Consider the following 25,656-nt stretch of genomic DNA (forward strand, 5'->3'; position numbering starts at 1 on the left):
GGCCGAGGTGGGCGGGCCGCGGACGGACCGGCTCGCTCAGGAGCCGGGGGCGAGGCCGAGGGCGGTGAGGGCGTCCCTGCCGGTGGCGGTGTGGTCGCCTCCGGCAAGGAGGAGGGTGCGGGCCGACTGATAGGGGCAGCCCGCCGCGTCGAACGCCTGCGTGACGGCGAGCCGGCCGGGCAGGTCGCCGTCCAGGAGCGCCTGCGCCCGGTCCAGTTGGGCGGTGACGACAGGGTTGCCGGCGACCGCTCGCCGGGCGGCGGCAACTCGTGCGCGGGCCTCCCGGTGGCCGGCGAGGACCGAGGCCTCGGCGCGCAGCCCCACGTACCAGTGGTGCCAGATCCATGAGACCCACTTCCAGACCTCGTCCGGTTCCGGCGCCACCCGGGCCAGGGCCGCGTCCGGGTCGCCGTGGTGGAGGAGGACCATGGCGTCGAAGACCGCGCCGTAGCCGTGGTGGTGCTCCGCCGCCGTGCCTGCCTCCTCGACGGTCGTCAGCCAGGTCGACCGGGCGTCGTGGTCGCCGCGCAATCCGTGGATCATCGCGACGGCCGCGGCGGCGGGGCCGAGCGAGAACGACCGCTGACGGCCGCTCCTGCGCCAGGAGTCGAGGAACCGTTCGCTCCCCCTGAGCACGTCCCTGCCGTGGCCCGCGAACGCGTCCGCGACCATCAGCCAGGACGTGGCGTGGTGGGCCACCTCGGCGAAGAGCGGGTGGTCGGCGAGTTGCCCGCCCCACCGGCGGGCCTGCGCCAGCTCGCCCACGCCGAGGGCGGTGCCGGCGGCCATGGCGAGGGCGTCCATCCGTTCCTGGGTGGCGGCCGGGGTGGGTGGCGCGGGGGCCAGCACGTCGATCCGGCGCCGGGCGGCCTCCGCCGCGCCGAACGGGTCTCCGGCCCAGGTCCGGGCCCCGGACAGCGCGTCGAGGGCGGCGGACTCGGCGACCGGGTCCCCCGCCCACCGGGCCAGCCGGACGGCCCGCTCGGCATGACGGACGGTCTCCCGCGCGCTGTTGTGCATGTCCCCCTGAACGGCCCCGAAGGCGTCCACGACCACGGCGGCTTCGGCGAGAGCGACGGCGGCGGCCGTGCCTGTGGCCTGCGGCTCGGCGAACGGGCCGAGGGGAGGGAGGGCCGACGGATCGTCCGCCGCATGGGGCACGGGGTGCGGGGCGCCGGGCTGCGGATGGGCGGCGACGGACGGCCCGGTGGCGCCGCTGGACGGCACGCCGCCGAGGCTCGACCGCAGGCCGGTGGCGCCAGGAGGAACCTCGGTGGTGCCAGGCGTGGGGCCCGAGACGCCGGGTGCCGACCGGCCGGTGGCATGAGGTCGCGTGCTCTTGCCGCCGGAGGGCAGACCCACGACGCCGGGCAGCAGGGCGGACGGGGACGTCGGCAGATCGCCGGTGCGGGGCGGTAGGGCGGTGGCGGGGGACGGCAGGCCGGTGTCGCCGAAGGGCGGATCGGCGGCGGGCGGCAGGTCCATGGCGCCGGAGAGTTCGCGAGCCGCCGTGAGCAGGGCGGTCGCCTCGTCCGGTGTGGGGAGCCGGGCGAACTCGCTGGAGAAGCGGTACGCGACGGTGGCGGCGGCTGCCAGGTCGCGGGCCGCGCCCAGGGAGTCGCCCGCCCGGAGGGCCGCCTCGGCGGCCGCGCGGTGCAGGCGGTACATGTCGTCTCCGAGCCGCCGGCAGCCGGCGACCCCGGCGGCCTCCCGCAGGGCTTCGGCAGCGGCGGCGGCACCGGCCGCGCCCGCCGCCGCGCCCGCAGTGTCCGCGACGCCGTGCTCCGCGGCGCCACCGCCGTCACCACCCCCTCCACCCCCTCCACCCCCTCCAGCCGCCCCAGCCGCCCCAGCCGCCCCAGCCGCCCCAGCCGCCCCAGCCAGCGTCGCCGCCTGTTCGTATCGTTGTTGGCTTTCGCCGAGCAGGTTGCGGGTGAAGGTCAGGCCCGCCAGGGCGAGGGCGAGGTGGTGGGCGGGTGTGCGGTGGTCCGGGCGGGCCGCCGCCCAGGACAGGGCCGCCCGGAGGTCGTCGGCGACGGCGTCGAAGCGTGCGCGCCAGTCGGGGGCCTCGGCTCCGGCGAGTGCGGCCGCCCCGGCCAGGCACCAGGCGACGTGGCGCGACCGCACCCCCGTCAGCTCGTCGGCGTCGGCGAGCCGCTCGGTCCCGTACTGGCGGATGGTCTCCAGCGCCTGGTAGCGGGTGCCGGTCGCGGTCGGTGTCGCGGTGAGCAGGCTCTGTTCGGCGAGTCGGCCGAGCCCGTCGGCCACCGCCGCCGGGTCCAGCGGCGCGAACCCGGCGACGTCCCCGGCCGCCTCGGCGGTGAACGGCATGGCGAACACCGAGATCCGCCGCAGCAGCGCCCGGTCCGGCGGTTCCAGCAGATCATGGCTCCAGTCGAGCGCGGCCCGCACCGACCGGTGCCGGTCGTCCGCGCGGGGGCCGCCCGCGAGGATCCGCAGCTGGTCGGAGAGGCCGGCCGTCAGACCGTCCGGTCCGAGCGTGGGCCAGCGTGCCGCCGCCAGCTCGATCGCGAGCGCCATGCCGTCGAGGCGTTCGCAGATGGCCGCGACCCGGTCGAGCAGGGCCGGTTCGGGTGGCCGGCCGACCGCCGCCATCCGGTCCAGGAACAGCGTCACGGCCTCCGAGTCGCCGCCGCCGTCCGAGGACAGCGGCGGCACCGGGAAGACCCACTCGAACGGCACCATCATCCGGGCCCGGCTCGTCGCGAGCACCCGTAGCCCCGGGCAGCCGACCAACAGCCGTTCCAGGAAGGGCGCGACCCCGTCGCGTATCTGCTCGCAGTTGTCCAGGACCAGCAGCGCCTCGCGGTCCGCCAGGGCGGCGAGCACCGACTCCTCGACACCGCGCCCGGGCTGTTCGCCCACCCCGAGGGCCTCCGCGACCGCCGCGCCGACCCGCACCGGATCGGTGACCGGGGCCAGGTCGACGAACCACACCCCGTCGGCGAATTCACCGGCCGTGTCCGCCGCCACCGCCAGCGCGAGCCGGGTCTTGCCCACCCCGCCCGGACCGACCGCCGTGACCTGCCGTCGTGTCTTCACCGCCTCGGCCAGTTCGGCGCGTTCGCGCACCCGGCCGACGAACGCCGTCAGCGGTACGGGGAGGACGAGCACCGGGCGGGGCCGGTCCGTCCGGTCCGTCCGGGCCGACTCGGCCGCGCGCCGCGAGAGTGCCCGCCGGTCCGGTTCGTCGAGCTTGCGCAGCAGGGCGGAGACATGGGACTCGACCGTGCGCACGGAGATGAACAGGCGCGCGGAGATCTCCGCGTTGCTGAGGTGTTCCCCGAGCAGCGCGAGCACTTCGGTTTCCCGGGCGGAGATCACTGGAGTGGACACCGGGTCATTATCCGCTGCTCCGTGGCCTCTCCGTGGTGGATTCCGTGCTCACCACGGAGGCGGGCCGTGGCCCCCTCGGGGGAGGCTGTGACCACGGCGATCGCACCCCCGGCGGACACCTCGGGCCGGTCGCGGCCACCGCCCCGCAAGCCTCAGCGACACAGGAGTGACCATGACCGGTTCGCCCGCAGCCCCGACCGCCGGCCCCCGCCCCCGCGCGGTGCGTCGCGGCGACACGGAGCACCGGCTCGCCCACGACGCCGACGTCTGGGTGGCCAGCGCCTCCGCGGACGGCGTGCCGTATCTGGTTCCGCTGTCCTTCGACTGGGACGGCGAGACGCTGTTGATGGCGACGCCGGGCGACAGTCCGACCGGCAGGAACCTGGCCGCTACCCGAACCACCCGGCTCGGACTGGGCCCCACCCGCGACGTGTCCATGATCGAGGGCGTGGTGGAGGTGCTCCCGGTCGACGCGCTGCCGACGGAGCAGGCCGACCGGTTCGCCGCGCGCGCCGGCTTCGACCCCCGGGTCTCCGCCACGTCCTACCTCTGGTTCCGCGTCACCCCGGTCCGGATCCAGGCCTGGCGCGAGGCGGACGAGTTGACGGGGCGTGAGCTGATGCGCGACGGCCGCTGGCTGGGCTGAACCGCCCCACGCCCCCGGTCCCCACCCACCCACCCGAGAACGACACAAGCACCTGACGGTACGAGGAAGGAAGACCGCCATGACGAACACCCGGCAGTCCACCCCGAGCAGCGGCACGGCCGAGAAGAAGTTCGACGGGTTCACCGCCGAGGAGCGCGAGGCGATGCGGGAGCACGCGCGGGACCTGAAGACGACCGCCCGTCGCGGAGCACGTGCCACCCGGGCGGACGGGGAGAGCGACGTGCTCGCCAAGATCGCCACGATGGACGACGCGGACCGCGCTCTCGCCGAGGGGATCCACCGGATCGTCGCCGTGGCCGCGCCCGACCTCGCGCCGAAGCTCTGGTACGGCATGCCCGCGTACGCCAGGAACGGCAAGGTCGTCTGCTTCTTCCAGAGTGCACAGAAGTTCAAGAGCCGGTACGCCACCATCGGCTTCAGCGACCAGGCGCACCTCGACGAGGGCACCCTGTGGCCGACCACGTACGCCCTGAGGGAGCTGACGGACGAGACGGAGGCACGCGTCGTCGAGCTCGTCCGCAGAGCGGCGGGCTGAGCCCGAGGAGCGCCTTGTCCGCCCCGTCCGAGCAGTCGCCCCTACGATGGCAGCATGGCCGTCGTCCTCTTCGCAGGTATCCCGGTGAACGACTACACAGCGGCGCTCTCCTGGTACGAGCGGCTGCTGGGCTCCCCGCCGACGTTCTTCCCGAACGACGCGGAGGCCGTGTGGGAGCTGGCGGAGCACCGCTACGTGTACATCGAGCACCGGCCCGGACGGGGCGGCCACGCGCTGCACACCGTCTTCGTGGACGACCTCGACGCCCGGGTCGCCGGGATCACCGGGCGGGGGCTGGAGCCCAGCAGCCGCGAGACCTACGCCAACGGCGTCCGCAAGTTCACGTACCACGACCCGGACGGGAACGAGATCGGGCTCGGCGGCGGTCCGGCCCTGCGGCAGTGAGGCGTCGGGTCATCCGATCGGTGCGGTGATCTCCCGCTTGAGGATCTTGCCGCTCGGGCCGGTCGGCAGGGTGTCCATGAGCCACACCTCGCGCGGGTACTTGTACGCGGCGACCCGGTCCTTGACGAACTCCCTCAGCTCGTCGGGGGTGGCGTGGGCGCCGGGCCGCAGGACGACCGCGGCCGCGATCTCCTCGCCCAGGTGGTCGTGCGGCACCCCGACGACAGCGGCCAGGGCGACGGCCGGGTGCTCGTGCAGGGCTTCCTCGATCTCACGCGGGTAGACGTTGTAACCCCCGCGGATGATCATGTCCTTCTTGCGGTCGACGACGTACAGATAGCCGTCCTCGTCCTGCCGCGCGAGGTCGCCGCTGCGCAGCCAGCCGTCCGGGATCGCCGCCGCCGTCTCCTCGGGCCGGTTCCAGTACCCCTTCATCACGTTCGGCCCTCGTACGGCCAGTTCACCGACCTCGCCGGGCTCGACGTCCTGGCCCTTGTCGTCCAGCAGTCGCACCTCCACGTCCTCGATCGGGGTGCCGATGGAGCCGGCCTTGCGGGGGCGGTCGGGGTGGTTGAACGTGACCACCGGACTGGTCTCGGACATGCCGAAGCCCTCCAGCACCGCGCAGCCGAAGCGCCGTTCGAAGCCGTGCAGGATCTCCACCGGCAGCGAGGCTCCGCCGGAGACGCACATCCGCAGCGTCGACACGTCGGTCCGCGCCGGATGCTGGAGCAGCGCCGCGTACATCGTCGGCACGCCCTCGAAGACCGTGGCCCCGTCCCGCGCGATGGCCTCCAGCACGGCCTGCGGCTCGAAGCGGGGGATGAGGGTGAGCGAGGCGCCGGCCCGAACGGCCACGCTCATGGTGCAGATCTGGCCGAAGATGTGGAACAGCGGCAGACAGCCCACCACCACGTCCTGCGGTGTCATCCGCTGCACATGGACCGTGTTGACCTCGGTGTTGTGCCGCAGTCCGCCGTGGGTGAGCGTGGCGCCCTTGGGGCGGCCGGTGGTGCCGGAGGTGTACAGCAGCACGGCCACGTCGTCGTCCGCCGTCTCGGCCACACCGGGCAGCGGCTCGTGTCCGGCCAGCGCCCGCGCGAACGCCGCGGGCTCGACGGCGGTGTGCCGCACACCGGCGTCGGCCGCGCCCCGCGCTCCCTCGCCCGGCGCCTGATGCCATTCGAACAGCAGCACCGCCCCGGAATCGGTCAGGTGGTATGCGGTCTCCCGCGTCTTCAGCAGCGGGTTCATGGGGACGACGACGCCTCCGGCGCGCAGCACGCCGTAGTACAGGACGACGAACTCGGGCACGTTCGGCAGCATCAGGGCGACGCGGTCCCCCGGCCGTACACCCTCGGCCCTCAGCAGCGCGGCGGCGCGGGCACTGCGCTCGTCCAGCTCCGCGTAGCCGGTCACCTGGTCCCCCAGACGCAGCGCGGGACGCCCCGGCTGTCGCTGTGCCGTCTCCACCAGGTACTCCGCCAGATTGGCCATGCCCCGCCTCCACGAAAGTCGCCGTCGAAATCCGCCGTTCACCTGCCCGACATCGTGCTGCCACGCGCGGCGGCGGCCTATGGGCCGTACGACAGCGCCTGCCGCCCGGGGTTGTCCGGGGGAACAAAACAGGGCCGTTAGGCTGCGGAGATGGACATCTCGGGCGTGGCGGCGGCACTGCATTCCAGACTGCCGGAACTGGGTGAGCGGATCGCGGGGCGCATCCGGTCGGACGTCGACGCCTACGACGACGAGTCGCTGATCCCCTTCGACTCGCTGCGCCGCTCGTGCACGGCCAACGCGGACCTGATCCTCAACCACCTCCGCGCGGGTGCCACCGCGGACCCGAGCCCGGCGCGGGAGACGGGGCGGGTCCGCGCCGAGCAGGGTGTGCCGCTGGCGGACACCCTGCACGCGTACCGGGTCGGCTTCGAACTGCTGTGGACGGAGATCGTGGCGGAGGCGCGTACCCATCCGGAGGTGTCCGACGACCAGTTGGTGGCGAAGTCCGCGGAGATCTGGGCGCTTTTCGGCGTGTACGCGGAGGCGGTCGCGGCGGCCTACCGGGAGACGGCGGCCGAGCTGACCGCACGGGGGCAGGCCCGGCGGTCGGCGCTCGTGGAGGCACTGTTCACGGGCGTCATCGCCGACCGGACCACGCTGTGGGAGGCCGCCCGCGAGCTGGGGCTGCCCGAGCGGGGGCCGTACGCGGTCGCCGCGGCGGCGGCCGGCGCGCCGGGCGAGGAGCCGCTGGCGGGGGTCGAGGCCGGGCTGCGTCAGGCTCAACTCCCCTCCGCCTGGCGGTTGTTGCCCGACCAGCAGATCGGTCTGATCGCCCTGCCCACGACGGCGGCCGAGGGCACCTGCCTGGGCGTCCTGCGCCGGGCCCGTGCCCGGGTGGGTGTCAGCCCGCGCTTCCACTCCCTGCGCGACACCCCGCAGGCGCTGCGCTTCGCCCGGCTCGCGCTGGCCGGGATGCGGGACGGTGGTCCCGGGGTGGCGCGGTTCGACGACGACCCGCTGGCCATGGTGGTCGCCGCCGCGCCCGCCGAGGCGGCGCACCTGGTGGAGGTGGTCCTGCGGCCCGTGCTCGACCTCCCGGTCGCGGAGCGGGCGCGTCTGCTGCGGACCCTGGAGCACTGGTTCGCCGCCGCGGGTTCGGCCACGGGTGCGGCCCGGAGCCTGTTCGTGCACCCCAACACCGTGCGGTACCGGCTGCGCCGCGTCGAGGAGCTGACGTCCCGGTCCCTCTCCGACCCACGGGCGGTGGCACACATCGGCACGGCCCTACTGGCCGTACGCGACCGGGGCACGGAGCCGACGGAACACCCGCCCACCGAGGTGCACTGAACGCGCGAAGGGCGGCCGGCACGGGGCCGCCGGACCGACCGGCCGCCGGACCGACCGACCTGCGGATCGACCGGCCGACGGATTGGCTGACCGGCGGATCGGCTGGCCTGCGGATCGGCTGGCCGCACGGCAGGCGGGCCGACAGGCCGGCAGGCAGCCGCGTCGAAGCGGCCCGACTGGCCGGCGGGTGCCACGTCGAGGCGGCCCGCACGGCAACGCGCGTCGGCCTTCAGCATGGCGCGGCGCCCTGCGGAACCACGGCCCGGAACGGCGGCCCAGCGGCTGGCCCATCCGCATGCCGTCCCCCCTGCGTGGGCGTATGGTCCGCATATGGGTGACGTTCGACGGCTGCCTGTTCGCTCCGTCGGGCCGGTCCGGGGCGGGTGAGGTCGTGCCTGGTCCCACCGCCGTCGGCCCGGAGCTGCTGCGGTCTGCCCTGATCGAGGTCGCCCGGGAGTACGGCACCTCGGTGGCGGCGGTGTATCTGCTGCGGCCGGACGAGCCCGTGCTGCAGCTGGCCGTACTGGGCGGGGTCCCGTGGGAGATGTCCATGCCGTGGGCACGGGTGGCGCTGAAGAGCCCTTCCCCGGTGTCCGACGCCGTACGGGAGCGGCGGCTGGTGTGGGTGAGCGGCCAGGAGGAGCTGGCGCGCCGCTATCCACGGCTGGCGCTGGTCGTGCCGTACCGCTTCACGCTGGCCGCCTACCCCATCGTCACGGGGACGGACGTCTGGGGCGGTCTGGTGCTGCACTGGCCGGCCTCGCACCCGCCCCGGCCGAGCCCCCGGGAGCGCGAGGAGATCGCCGGTGCCTGTCACCGGCTGGGACTGCTCCTGCGCAAGGCGGCCGACGACGGTCATCCGGTACGGCCCGCCGCCGAGCCCGTGATGCTGCCCCCGCTGCGGCGCAGGCTCGCGGGACCGGCCGAGGCGCAGGCGGCGGTCGACTTCACCGAGCGTCTCCCCGGTGGCAGCTGCTCGCTGGACGTGCACGGGCGGATCACCTTCCTCAACACCGAGGCCGCCGAGCTGCTCGGCGTCGGCATCCCCGACGTGCTCGGCGCCAAACCATGGGAGGCGCTGCGCTGGCTGGGCGCCGACCCGATCGCCGAGGACAGCTACCGGGCGGCCGTGCTCAGCCGCGAGACGGTGTCGTTCATCGCCCTGCGGCCGCCGGACCGGTGGCTGTCCTTCCGCCTGATGCCGGACGCCTCCGGCATCAGCGTGCGCATCGCGCCCACCCACTCGGCGCACGCCCACGCACCGACCTCCCCGTCCACCGGGTCGGAGCCGCCCGCCGCTCCTGCCGCGGGGCGGGCAGCGAACCTGTACCACCTGATGCACCTGGCTGCGACCCTCACCGAGGCCGTCGGTGTGCGCGACGTGGTCGACCAGGTCGCCGACCAGGTCCTGCCGGCGTTCGGCGCGGCCGCCCTGGCCCTGATGACGCCGGAGGACGGCCGGCTGCGGATCACCGGTTACCGCGGCTACACCGCCGAGCTGATGGATCGCTTCGACGCCGCCCCGCTCACCTCGGACACCCCCGCCGTCAACACCCTGACCACGGGTGTCCCCGCCTTCTTCGCCACGTTCGCCGAGCTGAGGCGGGCCTATCCGCCGGCCGTCCTCCAGGACGCGATGGGCGCCTGGGCGTTCCTCCCTCTGATCACCTCGGGGCGACCGGTCGGCTCCCTCGTCCTGGCGTACGAACAGCCCCATCGCTTCACACCGGAGGAGCGAGCCGTCCTCACCTCCACCGCCGGGCTGATCGCCCAGGCCCTGGACCGGGCACGGCTGTACGACACCAAGCACCAGCTCGCCCACAACCTCCAGGCGGCACTGCTGCCGCACACCCTGCCCCGGGTCGCCGGACTGGACGTGGCCGCGCGCTATCTCCCGGCCACCCGCGGCATGGACGTGGGCGGCGACTTCTACGACCTCATCCGGCTCGGCCCCACCACGGCCGCCGCGGCCATCGGTGACGTGCAGGGGCACAATGTCAACGCCGCCGCGCTGATGGGGCAGGTCCGCACCGCCGTCCACGCGACCGCCGGTGCGGCCCCCGACGAGGTGCTCACCCGGACGAACCGGCTCGTGACCGACCTCGACCCCGACCTGTTCACCAGTTGCCTCTACGTCCACCTCGACCTGGCCCGGCGCACCGCCTGCCTCGCGAGTGCCGGTCACCCGCCTCCGCTGCTGCGCCACGCCGACGGCCGCGCCGAACCCCTCCTCCTGCCCCCGGGGCTCCTCCTCGGCATCGACGCCGGCGCCGACTACGAGTCCACCGAGATCCCGCTGCCCCCCGGGTCGGTCCTGGTCCTCTACACGGACGGGCTCGTCGAGGCCCCCGGCATCGACATCGAGGACGCGGTCGACGACCTGGCCCGCGCCCTCGCGTGCTCCGCCCCCTCCGGCCCGCACGCCATGGACGCCGTCGCGGATTCCCTGGTCCGGCACGCCCGCCGCTCGGCGCCGCGCGGCGACGACATCGCGCTGCTTCTCGTCCACCCCACCGACACAGCAAGCTCACCTGCGTGATTGCCGGATCAACCCATCGAGACGACCCGCTCAGGATCGGACTCCGGATCGGACTCCGGTGCGTCCGCCCTCGCGAAGGCGCGGTCGGTGGCGACGGGCGAGGCCCGGTAGGAGTCCCGTCCGCTCATCCCGCCCCGCGTGCACGTCGCTTCATACGGGGCACGCGGTCGAAGATCGCGGCGAGGCGGGCCCCTTGGGCGAACAGGGTCTCCGGACGGGAACGGTCGCCGTCGAGGTGGGTGAGGGTCTCCATCCCGAGGTAGAAGGCCACGGCCGCGCCGGCCAGGACCCGTACGTGGACCACGGAGGCCAGGGGCTTGCCGCGCAGCAGGACCGTGAGCAGTTCCTCGGTCAGGTCCTCCCATCTGCGGGTCTCCAGGGCCAGTTGGGCGGCCAGCCGGGTCCCCGGCCGCGCCCCGGCGTACAGCTCCTGGACGGCGGCGATGTGCCCCGTGGCGCTGTCCTCGTCGTACAGCTCGCGCAGCCGCGCGATGACGGGCACGGCGCGGTCGAGACCGGACAGTTCGGCACGGTAGCGGTCGATGCGGTCCCCGCTGGTCCGTTCCAGCGCCGCCACCAGCAGGTCGTCCAGGTCCGCGAAGTGGTAGTAGATCACCCCGGGCGCGAAGCCTCCGACCTGGGCTATCGCCCGGGCCGTGGTCCCGCCGTGACCGTGGCGGACCAGACAGGACAGGGCGGCCTCCAGCACACGGTCACGGGTGCCGCGGCCGTCCTGCGCTCCCCGGGGGCCTCGCTGCTCAGACAACGCGCACCGGCCGTACCCCGTGCACGGCGAAGTGGCCTTCGAGCCTGCGGGCCAGCTCCGGCAACTGATGACTGGGCACCCTCGGGTACAGGTGGTGCTCCAGGTGGTACGTGAGTTCCAGGAAGACGGCGGGGATGATCCTCCCGCGCAGGGTGCGGGTCTGCGTCAACGGCGTGTCTCCGTAGTCGTGGTGCGGCAGATACACCGTCAGGAGCGGGTACACCCAGCTCCCGACGATCGCCATCACCGTATAGACCAGAAGTGACGGGGTGTACGGCAGGAGCAGCACTCCCCCGGTGAGCGCGGCGAACGGGGCCGTCGCCTCCGCCAGCAGCCAGCGGCGGTCACGGCCCCTCCGGTAGGACCAGAGCCAGAGGCGTACGAGGAAGACGGGGCCATGGCAGATCGCGCCCAGGAGGGACAGTTCGGCGGGGTGGCCCTCCGGGTCGTCGGGGTGCGGGAAGAGGCGGTGGTGCTGGGTGTGGGTGGCCCGGTAGGCGTGCCCGCTCTCCAGCAGGGCCAGCCCCATCGCGAACAGCGCCCAGTCGGTGGCCCGTGGGGACAGGCCGAGCGTGCGGTGCACCACGTCGTGGGTGACGGTCACGACCGCGACGAAGATCCCGAACACGATCAGGGGCGTCAGCCACCACCAACCGAGCCACACCGCGCCCGCGAACAGCAGGACGCCGACGCCCGGCCGGGCCAGCGCGACGATCCGCTGCCGCCGCGTCGTGACGAGCAGGTCGTCGCCGAGTTCGGCGAGGGTGGGGAAGCCTGGGGCCGGGGGACTCTCGGCGCGCCCACTCGAACCGGTTGCACCGGCCGCACCGTTCGAGCTGTTCGAGCTGTTCGCGGCGTTCGCGGCGTTCGCGGCGTTCGCGGCGTTCGCGGCGGCATTTTCGGATGGGGTCATCCTGCGCGTCTCCTCTCCTTCAGCAGTCCTTCGGCGACGATGCGGCTGCCCAGCACGCAGGCGACCGTGCCGAGGCCGGGCCAGGTCGTGTCGCCGACCAGCCACAGGCCGGGGCCACCGAGGTCATGCGGCACGGCGTGCTGGTTGGTGTTGGCGAGGCGCTGGCGTACGCCGCCGACCGCGCCCTCCGGACGGAAGCCGAACCGCTCGTAGCTGCGGGGTGTCCCCGTCTCGGCGAAGACGGCGCGCTCGCCGAGTCGTGGGTACGCGCGCCGTGCGAGGGCGAGGAGCCGTTCCCCGGCCTCCTTCTTGCGCTGCCCGTACTCCGCCGCGTCGAGGTCGCGCCAGTCGGCGAGGTCGGTGTGGGTCGAGAGCATCACGGCGCGATGGCCGGAGGGTGCGCTCAGGGTGTCCCCGGGCGCCGACACGGAGACGAACATGTTGTTGCCGTCGCCCAGAGGACGGGCGTACGACTCCAGCAGCTGATGATGCGTCAACTCTTGATCGGCAACCTCGGATTCGGGAACCCCGAGGAAGGCGACGACCGCGCCGCCGAGGGCGTCCGCGTCGCGTTCGAGATAGCCGCGGAGCCTGCGGGCCACCGGCAGCCCCGCGCAGATCGTGGCGGTGGTGGCCGCCGGTACCGCGCACACGATCCGCCGTGCGTGGAAACGACCTTGACGGGTCGTCATTTCGAAGGAACCGGGCGCGCCCTGGACCCGCGAGACACGGCAGGCGGTCCGCAGTGTGCCGCCCAGCTCCCGGTAGCGGGCAACCAGCACCCGCCAGAAACCGTGCATGCCGCCGTGGTGTCTGCTGAGGCCCGCGCCCCGGATGGTCACCCCGAGGGCCGCGTTGATGAGAGGCGCGTCGTCGACCCCGGTGTGGACGGTGTCCTCCACCAGCATGGCGAGCAGTCCGACCAGGGCGGCGTCCGTGCGCAGGCCGTGGTCGCACAGCGCTTCGCCCAGGGTCCGGTTCAGATGGCGGGCGTACGGTAGCCCGGACCAGCCGATCGCCCGGAGGTCGTGGAGGGCGTCGGCGGGACTCCGGATCGGCAGCCGTACGCCCGCCCGGCTGGCCCGCCAGAACGTGCCGGCGAGCCCGTCGAGCAGGTCCCAGAACGCGCGGTGGCGTTCACTGTCGCCGAGCCGGCGCAGCCGTTCGGCGTGCCAGGCGGCCCGGTCGCGGTGCAGCAGGACCTGACGGTCCGGCAGATGGGCGCGGTAGCCGGGGAGTTCCTCGGCGTCCAGCGGTGGTATCCCGACAGCGGCGAGGAGTTCACCGCCGACGCCTCCGGGGCCGAAGTCGACCAGCGTCGTCGCGCCGACGTCGAAAGAGAAACCGCGTTTGCGGTAGTAGCCGGCGCAGCCTCCCGCGTGCCCGTGCGCCTCCAGCACGATCGTGGAGAGACCGGCCCGTTGCAGACGCAGCGCCGTGGCCATGCCCGCCATTCCGCCGCCGATCACCACCACATCGGCGTGGGCGCGTTGACGATTCTCGCCACGATCGGCCACCGTCCGGCGCACGTTCTGAACACCTGTTCTGAACATCCGTTCAGAGTGCGGCAGTTCAGTCTCCGCGTCAATGGTTCGGGCGTGTGCGAAGAGACTCGCGGGAACCGCTCACGCCGGGAATGCGTACCTCTGTACGATCACCGGTCACGCACGGGGTACTGCGGTGGAGGGGGCGGGTGTTGGACGACAAAAGGGCTGGACGAAGAGGTGGTTGGCGGCTGAGGGCCGCCGCGTCGGGGGCCGTCGCGGCGGTGTTCCTCGGCGGGTGCAGCGCGGGGGCGACGGAGCGAGCGGACACGTCCGAACCCACGGTGTCCGGGTCGGCGACGCCCTCCGCTTCCGCGTCAGGGCAGGTCTCGGCGGAGGGCGCGGAGCCGACGGCGTCGGCGTCCGCCACACCGTTCGTGGCGGACCCGGATCGCGTGCCGCGCGCCAGGCAGGACGGAGCCACGCTGGCGGAGGCGGTCGCGATGCGGCCGAAGGACTGGGGCGCGGACTTCGAGGCCCAGCCGCTCGCCCGCAGCGCCGAGGGGACCATCGCGCTGCTCGACGACCAGTGCCGGTGGCAGCGCACGGCACTCCCCGACGACGTACTGGCCTCCCTGTCCCTGTACAGCCAACTGCCCGGCGCCGGAAAGCGCGGCACGGTCCGGGTGACCGCGACGGTGACGGTGCACACGGCGGTCCTCGACGCCGACGACCATGTGTCCGCGACCTTGGAGGAGGCGCTGCGCTGCCCCGAGCAGCAGGTGCGCGCCGACGAGCGGATCGCGGAACTGATGTCCGTGGGCACCCCCCTCGGAATGCGCGGCAACAACTACGCCGACGACTCGGTCCTGGAGACGGGCGTCTATCTCACCGGCACCGGCACCGGCAAGGCGGTCTACCGGTGGATGGTGACCCGGCTCGGGCCGGTCACCATGACGGTGTCGATCAAGGGCGCCGAGGGCTACACCGTCGCCGAACTGGAGCAGTTCATGACGCGGGGCACCACCACCATGCTCGACCGGGTGAGGTACGAACTGGGCGGGAGTGAGGGCTGATGGAACGGCTGCGTTCGTCCGACCCGGCGCGGATCGCCGACCACCGGCTGCTCGGCCGGCTCGGCGCCGGCGGCATGGGCGTGGTGTACCTCGCCCGTACGTCGGCCGGATCGCTGGTGGCGCTGAAGGTGCTGGCGGCGGAGTACGCCGAGGACACGGGTTTCCGGGAGCGGTTCCGGCGCGAGGTGGAGGTGGCCCGGCGCGTCAGCAGCCCCTGGGCGGTCCCGCTGATCGACGCCGACGCGGACGCTGCGGCGCCGTGGCTGGCGACGGCGTTCGTGCCCGGCCCGTCCCTGGCCGAAGCCGTGGCCGCCCACGGACCGCTCGGCGAGCACGGGCTGCGCGTCCTCGGCGGCCGGCTGGCGCAGGCCCTCGGTGAGGTGCACCGGGCGGGGCTGGTCCACCGGGACCTCAAGCCCGGCAACGTCCTGCTGGCGGCGGACGGGCCCAGGCTCATCGACTTCGGCATAGCCAGGGCGCCCGAGGACAGCGGACTCACCGCGACGGGGCTCGTCGTCGGTACGCCCGGCTATCTCTCCCCGGAGCAGGCCGAAGGGCGTGGCGGCCTGGCCATCGGCGCGCCCAGCGACGTGTTCTCCCTCGGCTGTGTCCTGGCGTTCGCGGCGACGGGCCGGCCGCCGTTCGGCACGGGGGCGCTCGACGCCCTCCTCTACCGGGCCGTGCACGACCCGGCCGACCTCGACGGCGTACCGGCACCGCTCGGCGAACTGCTGTCCCGCTGCCTGGAGAAGGACCCGACCGCCCGCCCCGAGGTGGCGGAGCTGGTACGGGAACTGCTGCACGCGGGGGGCGCCGAAGCCGACTCCGACTCCGACTCCGAAGCCCACGCCGACGAGGCCTCGGCCGAGCCCGCCGCCGCCCCCGCCGACGCGAGCGGTGTCGCCCTGGGGTCCTGGCTGCCCGACGAGGTGGTGCGCCTGATCGCCCGGCGCTCGACCGAGGCGCTCGCGCTGCCGGACATCGACCGCACCGAGGTCTCCGCCGCCCCCTCCGGCGCGGACACCGCCGCGAGATCCGCACCGGCCTCCTCCTCCGCCACCATGCCGGACAACGGCCTCCCCGGCTCCCCCGATCCCGCGACGCCCGGCTCCGGTTCCGGCTCCGCCGACACCGTCCCCGTCGCGGCCACCGGTGCCCCCGCGGCCCCCGCGAGGCGTCGTGTCCTCCTCGGCGGCGCGGGCGCACTGCTCGCCGCCGGCGGCGGCGCGACCTGGTGGGCCCTGGGCCGGGACGGCGACGGTTCGGGCAAGGAGAAGCCGTCCGCCTCCGCCAAGCAACCCGCCTACACCGTCGCGCTGCACGGGGACCTCAGTGGCGACGCTCGGGAGAGCGGAAGGGCCCAGGAGAACGGAGTGCGGCTCGCCGTCGCGGAGTTCAACGCCCGACGCGACGCACCCTTCCGGGTGGAGGTACGGGCCGAGGACGACGCCGGCGACCCGGCCGCGTCCGCCCGGGTGGCGAAGCGGCTCGCCGACGATCCCGCCGTCCTCGCCGTGGTCGGCCCGACCACGGACGCGGCCGCGCAGTCCGCGCTGGCGGCCTACGACGCCGCCCTGCTGCCCGTCCTCGCGGTGTCCCCCGGCGCCATCTCCCTGTCCGTGCAGGGCTTCCGTTCGTTCCTGCGTGCCCGCCTGCCCGACTCCCTGCTGCCGTTCTACATGGACACGTTCCTGCGGAGCACCCGGCCCCGCAGGGTCGGTGTGGTCGTCGACCGGGCCGCCGACAACTACGGCTGGGAGGTCAGCGCCAATCTGAGCACGCAGCTGCGGCTGGCCGGTCAGCCGTACGTGCCCCGTGTGGTGAGCACCATGCGGTCCGGTTTCGGGGACACGGTGGACGACCTGCTGGCCGCAGACATCGACTCGTTCGCGTTCGCCGGACTGTCCGACCGGGCCGCGTCGTTCGCCCGGACGCTGCGCGAGCGCGGTTTCACCGGCGCCCGCGCCGCCGGACCGGCCCTGCTCGACCCCCGTTTCCTCACGGCGGCCGGGGAAGCCGCCGAGGGGTGGACGATCGTCGCACCCGTCGTCGACCCGTCGGACGTCCCCGAGGCGAAGAAGTTCGTGGCCGCCTACCGCGAGCGGTGGAAGAAGGCGCCGCCCCGGTACGCGGCGGAGGCCTACGACGTGACGTCGATGGTGCTCACCTCCCTCGCGGACCTCCCGGCCGAGCGCCGTACCCGCGAGGAACTGCTCGCCGCGCTGCGGGCCGCCAAGTACCAGGGCGTCACCCGGACCTACGGCTTCCAGAAGAACGGTCTGCCCGTCATCGACGGCACCGGCGGCTACCTCTGGCGCGTAACGGACGGGGCGTTCGAGTACGGCGGCCCCGCGCCGCTGACCGCCTGATGGAGCCGCTGCGCACCGCCGATCCGTCGCGGCTGGGCGACTACCGCCTGCTGCGGCGGCTCGGCGCCGGCGGCATGGGCGTCGTCTTCCTGGCCCGTGCCCCCGGTGGGGCCTTCGCCGCGGTCAAGGTCGTGCGGGCCTCCCACGCCGACGACGCGGGATTCCGGGCCCGGTTCCGCCGGGAGATCGAGGTGGCCCGGCAGGTGGAGAGCCCCTGGGTGGTCCCCCTGCTGGACGCGGACGCCGACGCGGAGGATCCGTGGCTCGCGACCCCGTTCGTACCGGGCCCGTCGCTCTCCGAGACGCTGGAGGAGCACGGACCCTGGTCCCCCGGGGCGGTGTCCGTGCTGGGGACGCGGCTCGCCGAGGCGCTCGACGCGGTCCACCGGGCGGGGCTGGTGCACCGCGACGTCAAGCCGGGCAACGTGCTGCTGGCCCCGGACGGCCCGCGCCTGATCGACTTCGGTATCGCGCGCGCACCGGAGGGCACGGTACTCACGTCCACCGGCGTCATCGTGGGCTCTCCCGGTTTCCTCTCGCCCGAACAGGCCCGGGCGCGCGGCGCCGGAATCGGCCCGCCCAGCGATGTCTTCTCGCTGGGCTGCGTCCTGGCGTTCGCCGCGACCGGCGTCCGGCCGTTCGGCACCGGCGCTGCCGCCGGGGTGCTGCTGCGCACGGTCTACGACGAACCGGAGCTCCCCGGGATCCCGCAGGTGCTGGAGCCGGTCGTCCGGGCGTGTCTGGACAAGGACCCGGCGCGGCGGCCGACCGCCGCCGAGGTCGGTGCGGCGCTCGACGCGACCCTGCCGGCCGACCGGGAACGGTGGCTGCCGGAGCCGGTGACCCGGCTGATCGCGGAGCGGTCGGCGGCGGTGCTGGCGATGGGGGCGATCGAGCCGACCCGGGTGACCGCGCCGGCGCCCCCCTCTTCGGCGTCTCCCGGTTCGGCATCGGCATCCACGCCGGCGTCGTCGGACCCGGACGTGGTGACGGTCACCTCGCTCAAGGGGCCGGAGGACGAGGCCCCGACGCGGGAACAGGCGCGGGCCCGGGGCACGAGTCGCCGCGGTTTCCTGGCGCTCGGCTCCACGGGGGCTGCCGGGCTCCTCGCGGCCGGCGGCGGTGCGTGGTGGTGGCGCAACCGGGGCGAACGGAAGGCCGGCGCGGGAGGCTCCCCCTCGTCCGGCCCGCGCGCCGAACTCGTCGTGGCGTTCCAGGGCGACCTGTCCGGAGCGGCCGGGGAGACCGGGCGGGCCCAGCTCGACGGCGCCCGGCTGGCCGTCGCACACGTGAACGCCGACGACGACCGTCCGCTGCGGCTGACGCTGCGGGCGTACGACGACGGGGGCGAGCCCGACCGGACCCTGGACCGGGCGACCCGGCTGGCGAGGGACCGGCGGGTGCTGGCGGTGCTGGGACCGACAACGGACGCCTGTTTCCTCGCCGCGGAGACCGTGTACACACAGGCCGTGCTGCCCGTCGTCTCCGTGTCGGTGGGGGTGACCTCCCAGGTCAGGGACACCGGTCTGTCCACGCTTCGTTCGCACGCGCAGCTCTCGCCGAGTGACGAGTTGCTCGCCGCCCCGTGCAACGCGTATCTGACGGGCGCAGCCGACGCCCGCGAGGTGTTCCTGGTCGAGGACCGGGCCGAGGGCGACTTCGCCTGGACCCTCTGCAACTACATCCAGCGGGCGCTCGGCCGCGACGGCAGGAAGACGAGTGTCACGAGCGTCGCCGCCGGGAAGCTCGACCACACCGCGCTCGCCCGGCGGGTGGTCGCGGCCGGGTCGGACGCGGTCGTGTTCAGCGGAGGGCAGGAACGGGCGGGCGCGTTCGCGGCGGCACTGCGCGAGGCCGGGTTCTCCGGGGCCCGGGTCGCCACCCAACGGGCCTTCGGCACACGGTTCCTGGAGCGCGCGGGCCCGGCGGCCGACGGCTGGGTCCTCGCCACCGCCTTCATCGATCCGACGGCCGTCCCTGCGGCCCGCTCCTTCACCGAGGCGTACGAGGTCCGCTACGGGAAGCGGCCGGGCCGGTACGCGGCGGAGGCGTACGACGCGGTGCTGTTCCTGGCCGAGGCGTGCGCGAGCGGGGGCACGGCCCTGCGGGAGCGCGGCGCGATCGTGCGGCGTATGCGGGAGGTGTCGTACACCGGCATCAGCCGGACCGTCGCGTACACGGCGGACAACGGATACAACCACGACGCGCTGTTCCTGTACCGCGTGACCGGAGGGGAGTTCGACTTTCGCGGGCAGTACCAGCAGGCGGATGTATGACACGGATGTGGGACGGCGGCGTTCGGGCCGGGCCCCGGGGCCGTTGTGGTCATGCGGGCCCGTCCCGAGGGGCTATCGTGCCTTCATGTCGCAGGACTTGATTCGTATCGTCTCCCGAGACTCGCCCATGGCCCTGGCGCAGGTGGAGCGTGTACGCGCCGAACTCGCCGTGCTCCACCCGGCGCTGCGCACCGAGGTGGTCCCCGTGAAGACGACCGGGGACAAGTGGATGGGTGATCTCTCCAAGGTCGAGGGCAAGGGGGCCTTCACCAAGGAGGTCGACGCCGCGCTCGTCGCGGGCGAGGCCGATCTGGCCGTGCACTGTGTGAAGGACATCCCCGCCGACCGGCCCCTCCCGGCCGGGACGATGTTCGCGGCGTTCCTGAAGCGGGACGACATCCGGGACGCGCTCGTGGACCCCGCCGGACGCACCCTGGACGAGCTGCCCGCCGGAACCCGCATCGGCACCTCCTCCGTACGGCGTACCGCGCAACTCGCCGCCTCACACCCGCACTTGGACTGCGTGCCGTTCCGCGGGAACGCCAACCGCCGGCTGGAGAAGCTGGCCGCGGGCGAGGCGGACGCGCTGCTGCTGGCCGTCTCCGGGCTGGAGCGGATCGGCCGTGCGGACGTGATCAGCGAGATCCTGTCCGTCGAGACGATGATGCCGCCGATCGGCGCGGGCGTCCTGGCGCTGCAGTGCCGGGAGGACGACATCGACACCATCGACACGGTCAGCGGGCTCGGCGATCCGGACACCCACCGCGAGACGCTCGCCGAGCGAATGTTCCTGCATGTGCTGCAGGGCCACTGCAACAGCCCCATCGCCGGTTTCGCCCGCACCGAGCGGGGCGGCGAACTCTCCCTGCGGGCGTCGGTGTTCACGCCCGACGGCAAGACGGTCCTCAACGCCCACGAATGGGCGGGCCGCCTCGACCCCGCGACCCTCGGCACCTCCGTCGCGGTGGCACTGCTCCGCCAGGGCGCGCGCGACCTCATCGACGGCATCGAGCACTGATCCGCGCAGGCGCCCGGCCCGGCGGTCAGTCGAGTCTGCGGGCCAGTACCTGGCCGGGCCAGGTGCCGGAGACGAAGGGCGTGGTCGGGGTGAAGCCGTTGCGTTCGTAGAACGCGACGAGACGGCCGCCGTCGCCGGCCCAGCAGTCGACGCGCAGGAGTCCCACGCCGGCTCGGCGGGTCTCGTCGACGGCGTGGGACAGGAGGGCCGCGCCGATACCGTGGCCGGCGTGGTGGCGGTCGGAGACGAGGAGACGGACGTACCGCTCGGGCTCGTCGGCCGGCGGGATCGGCATCTGCGGGCTGGGGCCGGAGTCCAGGACCATGGCTCCGACGGGTGTGCCGTCCCACTCCGCGATGTACGGGGTGTTCTCGGTCGTGTACCGCTCGACGCGTGACGGCCCGTCGGGTCGCCGCGAGTACGGGATCGTGCCCCACTGCTCGGTGTTGCCGCGCGCGTTCATCCAGGCCACCGCCGCGTCGAGCATACGGAGAATGGCCGGTGCGTCGGCCGGGCCGCCGGGTCGGATGCGGAGGGCCTGGGTGGCGAGGGGGACGCGGGGGGTCATGGTGGCAGCCTGGGTGTTGTCGTGATCGGTGCGGCCGGAGCCGAGGCCCAGCTCACGGTCGCCGAGGGGGGTGAAGAAGCGGCGCACGTCGGCGTCGGTGACGTCGCTGAGCGTCGGCGGGTTCCATCGGGGACGCCGGTCCTTGTCGATGACCTGGGCGCGGATGCCCTCGACGAGGTCGGCGGCGGCCAGGGCGGCGCAGGAGACGCGGTACTCCTGGTCCAGCGCCTGTTCCAGGGAGCCGAGACCTCGGGCCCGCCGCACGGCGGTGAGGGCGACCTTGACGGCGGTCGGGGACTTGGCCAGCAGGGTCTCGGCGGTCTCCTTCGCGGCCGGGTCGCCGTGGGCGAAAAGCCGCCGGACGATCTCCTCGGCCGTGTCGGCGGCGAAGCAGGTGTCGATCCATGCCCGTCGTTCCCGCAGCTCGGCCGGCGGCGGCTGCCGCATGTGCCGGGCGACGGCGTCCCGGGCGGGCAGTTCGGCGAGGTCGTCGAGGAGCGCGCCGAGGCGGTGCCGTCACCGTCGCGGGCGTCGTCGTGGATGACGCGGATGTCGCCGCCCGCGCACAGTCCCCGCTCCCCCGCGCCGGTGACGACGACGGTCTCCACGGCCGGGTCGTGTTCCCATGCGGTGAGCGCCTCGTCGATACGCCGCACCATGGCGTGGTCGAGCGCGTTGAGGGCCTTCGGCCGGTTGAGGATGATGCGGGCGGCCCGCCCGACGGTGTGCAGCAGCACCGCTTCCTGCCCGCCGGTCATCGAACCGCCTCCCTCGCGACTTCCGGTCGTCGCCCCGGGCCGGCCGGCACACCGGGTGACCTGGAGAGCCTACCTGTGCCGCAGGTACCCCTGACCGGGCGGCCCCGCGCACAGGCGTACCCACAGTCCCGGGCCATCGCGGCGGTGCGGGAGGCACCTTCGCGCAGGACATGCCGGTGGGGCGGTGGACCGTCGACCCGGTGCCCGGCCGGGGGTGAGCGTCGGCCCGGCGGCGGGTGTCGGCACGACAGCAGGTGCCGGCGGGAGGGTCGGCGTCGACTCGCGTCTCAGACCCGCGGCTTCCGCCAGGTCCTGACTGATCTCGGTCGCCGGAAGCCGTTCCGCGAAACGGCCGTCGGCGGCCTCCCTCTCCAGAAGCGCCCGCAGATCCCGCTCGAACTCCCGAAGCCGGTCGCCGAACAGGTGCGGGGCGGAGAAGGAGTTGGAGAACGCCCACGCCACGAGGTCGTCGACGGTGCGGGTGACCACTTCCCCGGCGGGCACGACCTGGCGTGCACAGCCCTCGAAACCGGCGCGTGCGATGACGAGTTCCTCACCGCCGGGCGTGCCGTGGACGAGCCGTCCCTGCCCCGCGCGGCGCACCGGTCCCAGGAAGTGGCGTACCAGGTCACCGATCCGTTCGTACGGCGGAGCGGGCGACGGCAGCGGTGTCGGGTCGGGCGGCGGGTCCTTGAGGTCGCTGACGTGGACGAACGCGCCGCCGGGCTCCAGCATCCCCCGCACGGTGGCCGCGACCCGGTCACGGTCGGTCCAGTGGAAGGACTGGGCGAACACCACCGCCCGGAAGGTCCCCAGCCCCGCCGGTAGATCCTCGGCGCGCGCGGCCACCCAGCGCGCGTTGGTCACTCCCGAGCGCGTGGCGCGGCGCTGGGCCTGCGTCAGCATGTCCTCGTCGGGATCGACGCCGACGGCCTCCTCGAAGTACCGCGCCAGCGGCAGCAGTACGGTCCCGGGTCCGCAGCCGACGTCGAGGAGTCGGCCACCTCCGTCCAGGCCGAGGGACCTGGCGAGGGCCTCGGCGAAGCCGGTGGCGTAGGGGAGCCTGCCCCGCTCGTAGTACGCCGCGCTGCCCCGGAAGAGCGTGGGGTCCCACTGCCATCCGTCCGGCACTCCGCCTCCGCTTCCTCTTCGTCCACCGCCCTCTGTGCCGGAGCGGGTCTTGCCCTCAGGGAACAGTGCGGGGGCGGAAAGAGGCCCTCGGCGGAGGGGCTCAGGCCCCGAAGCCCAGCAGCGCGACCTCCAGCGGAAGGGCGGGACGCTCGGGGAGCACGGGGGGATTCTCGCCGTGTCCGGTGTGGGTGGGCGGAACGGCGCGCAGCGCCTTGATCCCGTCGGCCGCCCATCCGGCGTCCGTCGGAGGCAGCGACAGGGTCATGCGCCGGCCGTCGGCCAGCGTGGTCTCGATCGTGCCCGGGTCGTTCGTCGTCATGGCAACCCCTCCGTGGCGCACCGGATACGTCCGGCCTCACCCCGAAGACGCGCGGCCGAGGCCGAGAAGTTCCCCGGGCGCCGGTGGACATGCCCCGCGCCTGGCCGTTCGGCGGTCGATGATCGATCAGTTTCCGGCCAAACATTTGTTGTGCCCCTGACACAACAGCTCCACATCTGTCACTCTGTGCACACCCCGTCTCACGACGGCGCACGCGCACCCGCATCGCAGCACTCCCTGCACCACCCGGTGCCTCGACCCGTGCACCGGGTCCTTCGTACGGCCGCTCGTCCAACGTCGGCCGCAGCAAAGGAGTTCGCGTGAGATCCACCCCCCACAGACGCACCACGGCCACAGCCGCCCTCGTGGTGGCGGCGGCGGTACTCGCCGTCGCCGTCCCGGGCTCCCCCGCGATCGCTCGCGGCGACGGCGGCGAAGGCACCGCCCGTCCCGCGGCGGCCAAGGCGGACCGCGGCTCACTGCCCGCACAGCTCACCCCCGCACAGCGCGCGGCCCTCGTCCGGCAGGCCGAGAAGGCCACGGACCGGACCGCCGACCGCCTGGACCTCGGCAGCCAGGAGGAGTTGCGGGTCCGCGACGTCGTCAAGGACGCCGACGGCACCACGCACACCCGCTACGAGCGCACCTACGCCGGGCTGCCCGTGCTCGGCGGCGACCTGGTCGTCCACGCCGCCAAGTCCGGCGCGGTCGAGAGCGTCACCCGGGCCTACAAGCCCGAGTTGAAGGTGTCGGACCTCAGCCCCGAGGTCAGCAGGGCCACCGCGGAGAAGCAGGCGCTCGCGGCGGCGAAGGAGGAGGGGTCCACCAAGACCGCTCCGGACAGCAGCCGCAAGGTCGTCTGGGCCGCGAAGGGCACACCGACCCTCGCCTACGAGACCGTCGTCAGTGGCTTCCAGCACGACGACACGCCCAGCGAGCTGCACGTCATCACCGACGCGCAGACCGGGAAGAAGCTGTACGAGTACGAGGCCGTGCACACCGGCACGGGCAACACCCGCTACAGCGGCACGGTCACGCTCGGCACCAGCCAGTCCGGCTCGTCGTACACGCTGACCGACGCGGACCGGGGCAACCACCGCACGTACAACCTGAACCGGGGCTCCTCCGGCACCGGGACGCTGTTCAGCGGCTCCGACGACATCTGGGGCGACGGGACCACCGCCAACCTGGAGACAGCCGGCGCGGACGCCCACTACGGCGCGGCGCTGACCTGGGACTACTACAAGAACGTGCACGGCAGGAACGGGCTGCGCAACGACGGTGTCGCGCCCTACAGCCGGGTGCACTACGGCAACAACTACGTCAACGCGTTCTGGCAGGACTCCTGCTTCTGCATGACGTACGGCGACGGCTCCGGCAACGCCAACCCGCTCACCTCGATCGACGTGGCCGCGCACGAGATGACCCACGGTCTGACCTCGGTCACCGCGAACCTCGTCTACAGCGGCGAGTCGGGCGGGTTGAACGAGGCGACCTCCGACATCTTCGCCGCCGCCGTCGAGTTCGCCGCGGGCAACGCAGGCGACGTCGGGGACTACCTCGTCGGCGAGAAGATCGACATCAACGGCGACGGCACGCCGCTGCGTTACATGGACCGGCCCAGCAAGGACGGCTCCTCGCGCGACTACTGGTCCTCCACGCTCGGCAACATCGACGTCCACTACTCCTCGGGCCCGGCCAACCACTGGTACTACCTGGCCTCCGAGGGCAGCGGCGCGAAGGTCGTCAACGGCGTCTCCTACGACTCGCCGACCTTCGACGGGCTGCCGGTCACCCCGATAGGCCGGGACGCGGCCGAGAAGATCTGGTTCCGGGCGCTCACCACGTACATGACGTCCACGACCAACTACGCGGCCGCCCGCACCGCCACCCTCCAGGCCGCCGCCGATCTGTACGGGCTCGGCTCGGTGACCTACAACAACACCGCCAACGCCTGGGCCGCGATCAACGTCGGTTCCCGGATCCTCGACGGCGTGACGGTCGTCCCGCCCGCCGCCCAGTACTCCCTGGTCGGTCAGGCGGTCACGCTGGACGTCCAGGCGTCCTCCACCAACGCCGGCACACTGTCGTACGCGGCCACGGGGCTGCCGGACGGGCTGTCGATCGACGCCGCCACGGGCCGGATCTCCGGTTCCCCGACCACGGCGGGCAACTCGACGCCGACGGTCACCGTGACGGACTCGGCCGGCGAGACCGGCACGGCGAGCTTCGCCTGGCGCGTGGACGAGGAGGGGAACCAGTCGGTGTTCGAGAACACCGCCGACTACCAGATCCCCGACAACTCCACCGTGGAGTCGCCGATCAACGTCAACCGGGCCGGAGCGGCGTCCAGCGCGCTCACCGTGGACGTGAACATCGTCCACACCTGGCGCGGTGACCTGGTCGTCGACCTCGTGGCCCCGGACGGCACGGCGTACCGGCTGAAGAACTCCTCGTCGTCCGACTCGGCGGACGACGTGATCGCCACGTACACGGTGGACGCCTCCTCGGAGACGGCCGCCGGCACCTGGAAGCTGCGGGTGCAGGACGTGGCCAGCCTCGACACCGGTTACATCAACAGCTGGAAGATGACGTTCTGACAGATCGTCGACTGACAGTCGCCTGAGG

17 protein-coding genes and 2 pseudogenes are annotated in these 25,656 nt (G+C 73.6%); 10 read left to right on the forward strand and 9 right to left on the reverse strand.

What is annotated here, in order from left to right; genetic code table 11:
• Positions 1-36: 36 nt before the first annotated feature.
• Entirely contained in the window at positions 37-3,357 is a 3,321-nt protein-coding gene (locus tag GWK25_RS43790; protein ID WP_308404325.1) for a LuxR C-terminal-related transcriptional regulator, read from the reverse strand.
• 172 nt (positions 3,358-3,529) lie between these two features.
• Between GWK25_RS43790 and GWK25_RS25855 the strand changes: the two genes are divergently transcribed.
• The 3 genes from GWK25_RS25855 to GWK25_RS25865 all read left to right on the forward strand — a co-directional run bounded on the left by GWK25_RS25855 (position 3,530) and on the right by GWK25_RS25865 (position 4,964).
• On the forward strand, positions 3,530-4,003 hold the full coding sequence (locus GWK25_RS25855; protein ID WP_215453501.1) for a pyridoxamine 5'-phosphate oxidase family protein: 474 nt from the start codon (positions 3,530-3,532) through the stop codon (positions 4,001-4,003).
• Positions 4,004-4,082: 79 nt separating this feature from the next.
• The gene (locus tag GWK25_RS25860; protein WP_215453502.1) at positions 4,083-4,559 is read left to right on the forward strand and encodes an iron chaperone; all 477 of its coding nucleotides are present in this window, start codon (positions 4,083-4,085) and stop codon (positions 4,557-4,559) included.
• Positions 4,560-4,613: 54 nt separating this feature from the next.
• Positions 4,614-4,964, forward strand: a complete 351-nt coding sequence (locus GWK25_RS25865) for a VOC family protein (RefSeq protein WP_215453503.1) — start codon at positions 4,614-4,616, stop codon at positions 4,962-4,964.
• Positions 4,965-4,973: 9 nt separating this feature from the next.
• Here GWK25_RS25865 and GWK25_RS25870 read toward each other — a convergent pair whose 3' ends face one another.
• The gene (locus GWK25_RS25870) at positions 4,974-6,461 is read right to left on the reverse strand and encodes a long-chain fatty acid--CoA ligase (protein ID WP_215453504.1); all 1,488 of its coding nucleotides are present in this window, start codon (positions 6,459-6,461) and stop codon (positions 4,974-4,976) included.
• Between the two features lie 150 nt (positions 6,462-6,611).
• Between GWK25_RS25870 and GWK25_RS25875 the strand changes: the two genes are divergently transcribed.
• Positions 6,612-7,811, forward strand: coding sequence for a helix-turn-helix domain-containing protein (locus GWK25_RS25875; RefSeq protein WP_251829036.1), 1,200 nt, complete (start codon positions 6,612-6,614; stop codon positions 7,809-7,811).
• Between the two features lie 319 nt (positions 7,812-8,130).
• Entirely contained in the window at positions 8,131-10,350 is a 2,220-nt protein-coding gene (locus GWK25_RS25880) for a SpoIIE family protein phosphatase (protein ID WP_215453505.1), read from the forward strand.
• A 124-nt stretch (positions 10,351-10,474) separates the two neighbouring features.
• On the opposite strand, the gene GWK25_RS25885 is transcribed toward GWK25_RS25880, so the two are convergent.
• Genes GWK25_RS25885 through GWK25_RS25895 form a run of 3 tightly spaced genes read right to left on the reverse strand, consistent with a single transcriptional unit; the run spans position 10,475 to position 13,558 of the window.
• On the reverse strand, positions 10,475-11,116 hold the full coding sequence (locus GWK25_RS25885) for a TetR/AcrR family transcriptional regulator (RefSeq protein WP_251829037.1): 642 nt from the start codon (positions 11,114-11,116) through the stop codon (positions 10,475-10,477).
• Positions 11,109-12,029 (reverse strand): fatty acid desaturase, encoded by a 921-nt coding sequence (locus GWK25_RS25890; RefSeq protein ID WP_215453507.1) that lies wholly within the window; start codon positions 12,027-12,029, stop codon positions 11,109-11,111. The genes GWK25_RS25885 and GWK25_RS25890 overlap by 8 nt, the downstream gene beginning before the upstream one ends.
• Positions 12,026-13,558: an NAD(P)/FAD-dependent oxidoreductase gene (locus GWK25_RS25895; protein WP_215453510.1), complete on the reverse strand. Its 1,533-nt coding sequence runs from the start codon at positions 13,556-13,558 to the stop codon at positions 12,026-12,028. Before GWK25_RS25895 ends, GWK25_RS25890 begins: the two co-directional genes overlap by 4 nt.
• Before the next feature lie 410 nt (positions 13,559-13,968).
• On the opposite strand from GWK25_RS25895, the gene GWK25_RS25900 reads away from it, so the two are divergent.
• The 4 genes from GWK25_RS25900 to hemC all read left to right on the forward strand — a co-directional run bounded on the left by GWK25_RS25900 (position 13,969) and on the right by hemC (position 20,252).
• Positions 13,969-14,589 (forward strand): hypothetical protein, encoded by a 621-nt coding sequence (locus GWK25_RS25900; RefSeq protein WP_308404327.1) that lies wholly within the window; start codon positions 13,969-13,971, stop codon positions 14,587-14,589.
• Positions 14,589-16,958 (forward strand): bifunctional serine/threonine-protein kinase/ABC transporter substrate-binding protein, encoded by a 2,370-nt coding sequence (locus GWK25_RS25905; protein WP_215453512.1) that lies wholly within the window; start codon positions 14,589-14,591, stop codon positions 16,956-16,958. Before GWK25_RS25900 ends, GWK25_RS25905 begins: the two co-directional genes overlap by 1 nt.
• On the forward strand, positions 16,958-19,234 hold the full coding sequence (locus tag GWK25_RS25910; RefSeq protein WP_215453513.1) for a bifunctional serine/threonine-protein kinase/ABC transporter substrate-binding protein: 2,277 nt from the start codon (positions 16,958-16,960) through the stop codon (positions 19,232-19,234). The genes GWK25_RS25905 and GWK25_RS25910 overlap by 1 nt, the downstream gene beginning before the upstream one ends.
• Positions 19,235-19,319: 85 nt before the next feature.
• Positions 19,320-20,252 carry a hydroxymethylbilane synthase gene (gene hemC / locus GWK25_RS25915; protein ID WP_215453514.1) on the forward strand — a complete coding sequence of 311 codons (933 nt, stop codon included), beginning with the start codon at positions 19,320-19,322 and terminating at the stop codon, positions 20,250-20,252.
• A gap of 25 nt (positions 20,253-20,277) precedes the next feature.
• On the opposite strand, the gene GWK25_RS25920 is transcribed toward hemC, so the two are convergent.
• The 4 genes and pseudogenes from GWK25_RS25920 to GWK25_RS25935 all read right to left on the reverse strand — a co-directional run bounded on the left by GWK25_RS25920 (position 20,278) and on the right by GWK25_RS25935 (position 23,028).
• Positions 20,278-20,820, reverse strand: coding sequence for a GNAT family N-acetyltransferase (locus GWK25_RS25920; RefSeq protein WP_215457576.1), 543 nt, complete (start codon positions 20,818-20,820; stop codon positions 20,278-20,280).
• Positions 20,821-20,856: 36 nt separating this feature from the next.
• Positions 20,857-21,578, reverse strand: a pseudogene (locus GWK25_RS25925) (enoyl-CoA hydratase/isomerase family protein); the annotation flags it as partial.
• Positions 21,579-21,896: 318 nt separating this feature from the next.
• Positions 21,897-22,709, reverse strand: a pseudogene (locus GWK25_RS25930) (class I SAM-dependent methyltransferase); the annotation flags it as partial.
• Positions 22,710-22,809: 100 nt separating this feature from the next.
• On the reverse strand, positions 22,810-23,028 hold the full coding sequence (locus GWK25_RS25935) for a hypothetical protein (RefSeq protein ID WP_215453516.1): 219 nt from the start codon (positions 23,026-23,028) through the stop codon (positions 22,810-22,812).
• Positions 23,029-23,348: 320 nt separating this feature from the next.
• Between GWK25_RS25935 and GWK25_RS25940 the strand changes: the two genes are divergently transcribed.
• Positions 23,349-25,628, forward strand: a complete 2,280-nt coding sequence (locus GWK25_RS25940; protein ID WP_215453518.1) for a M4 family metallopeptidase — start codon at positions 23,349-23,351, stop codon at positions 25,626-25,628.
• Positions 25,629-25,656: the final 28 nt, after the last annotated feature.

The organism is Streptomyces sp. ATCC 21386, from assembly GCF_018728545.1.
Taxonomy (GTDB): domain Bacteria; phylum Actinomycetota; class Actinomycetes; order Streptomycetales; family Streptomycetaceae; genus Streptomyces.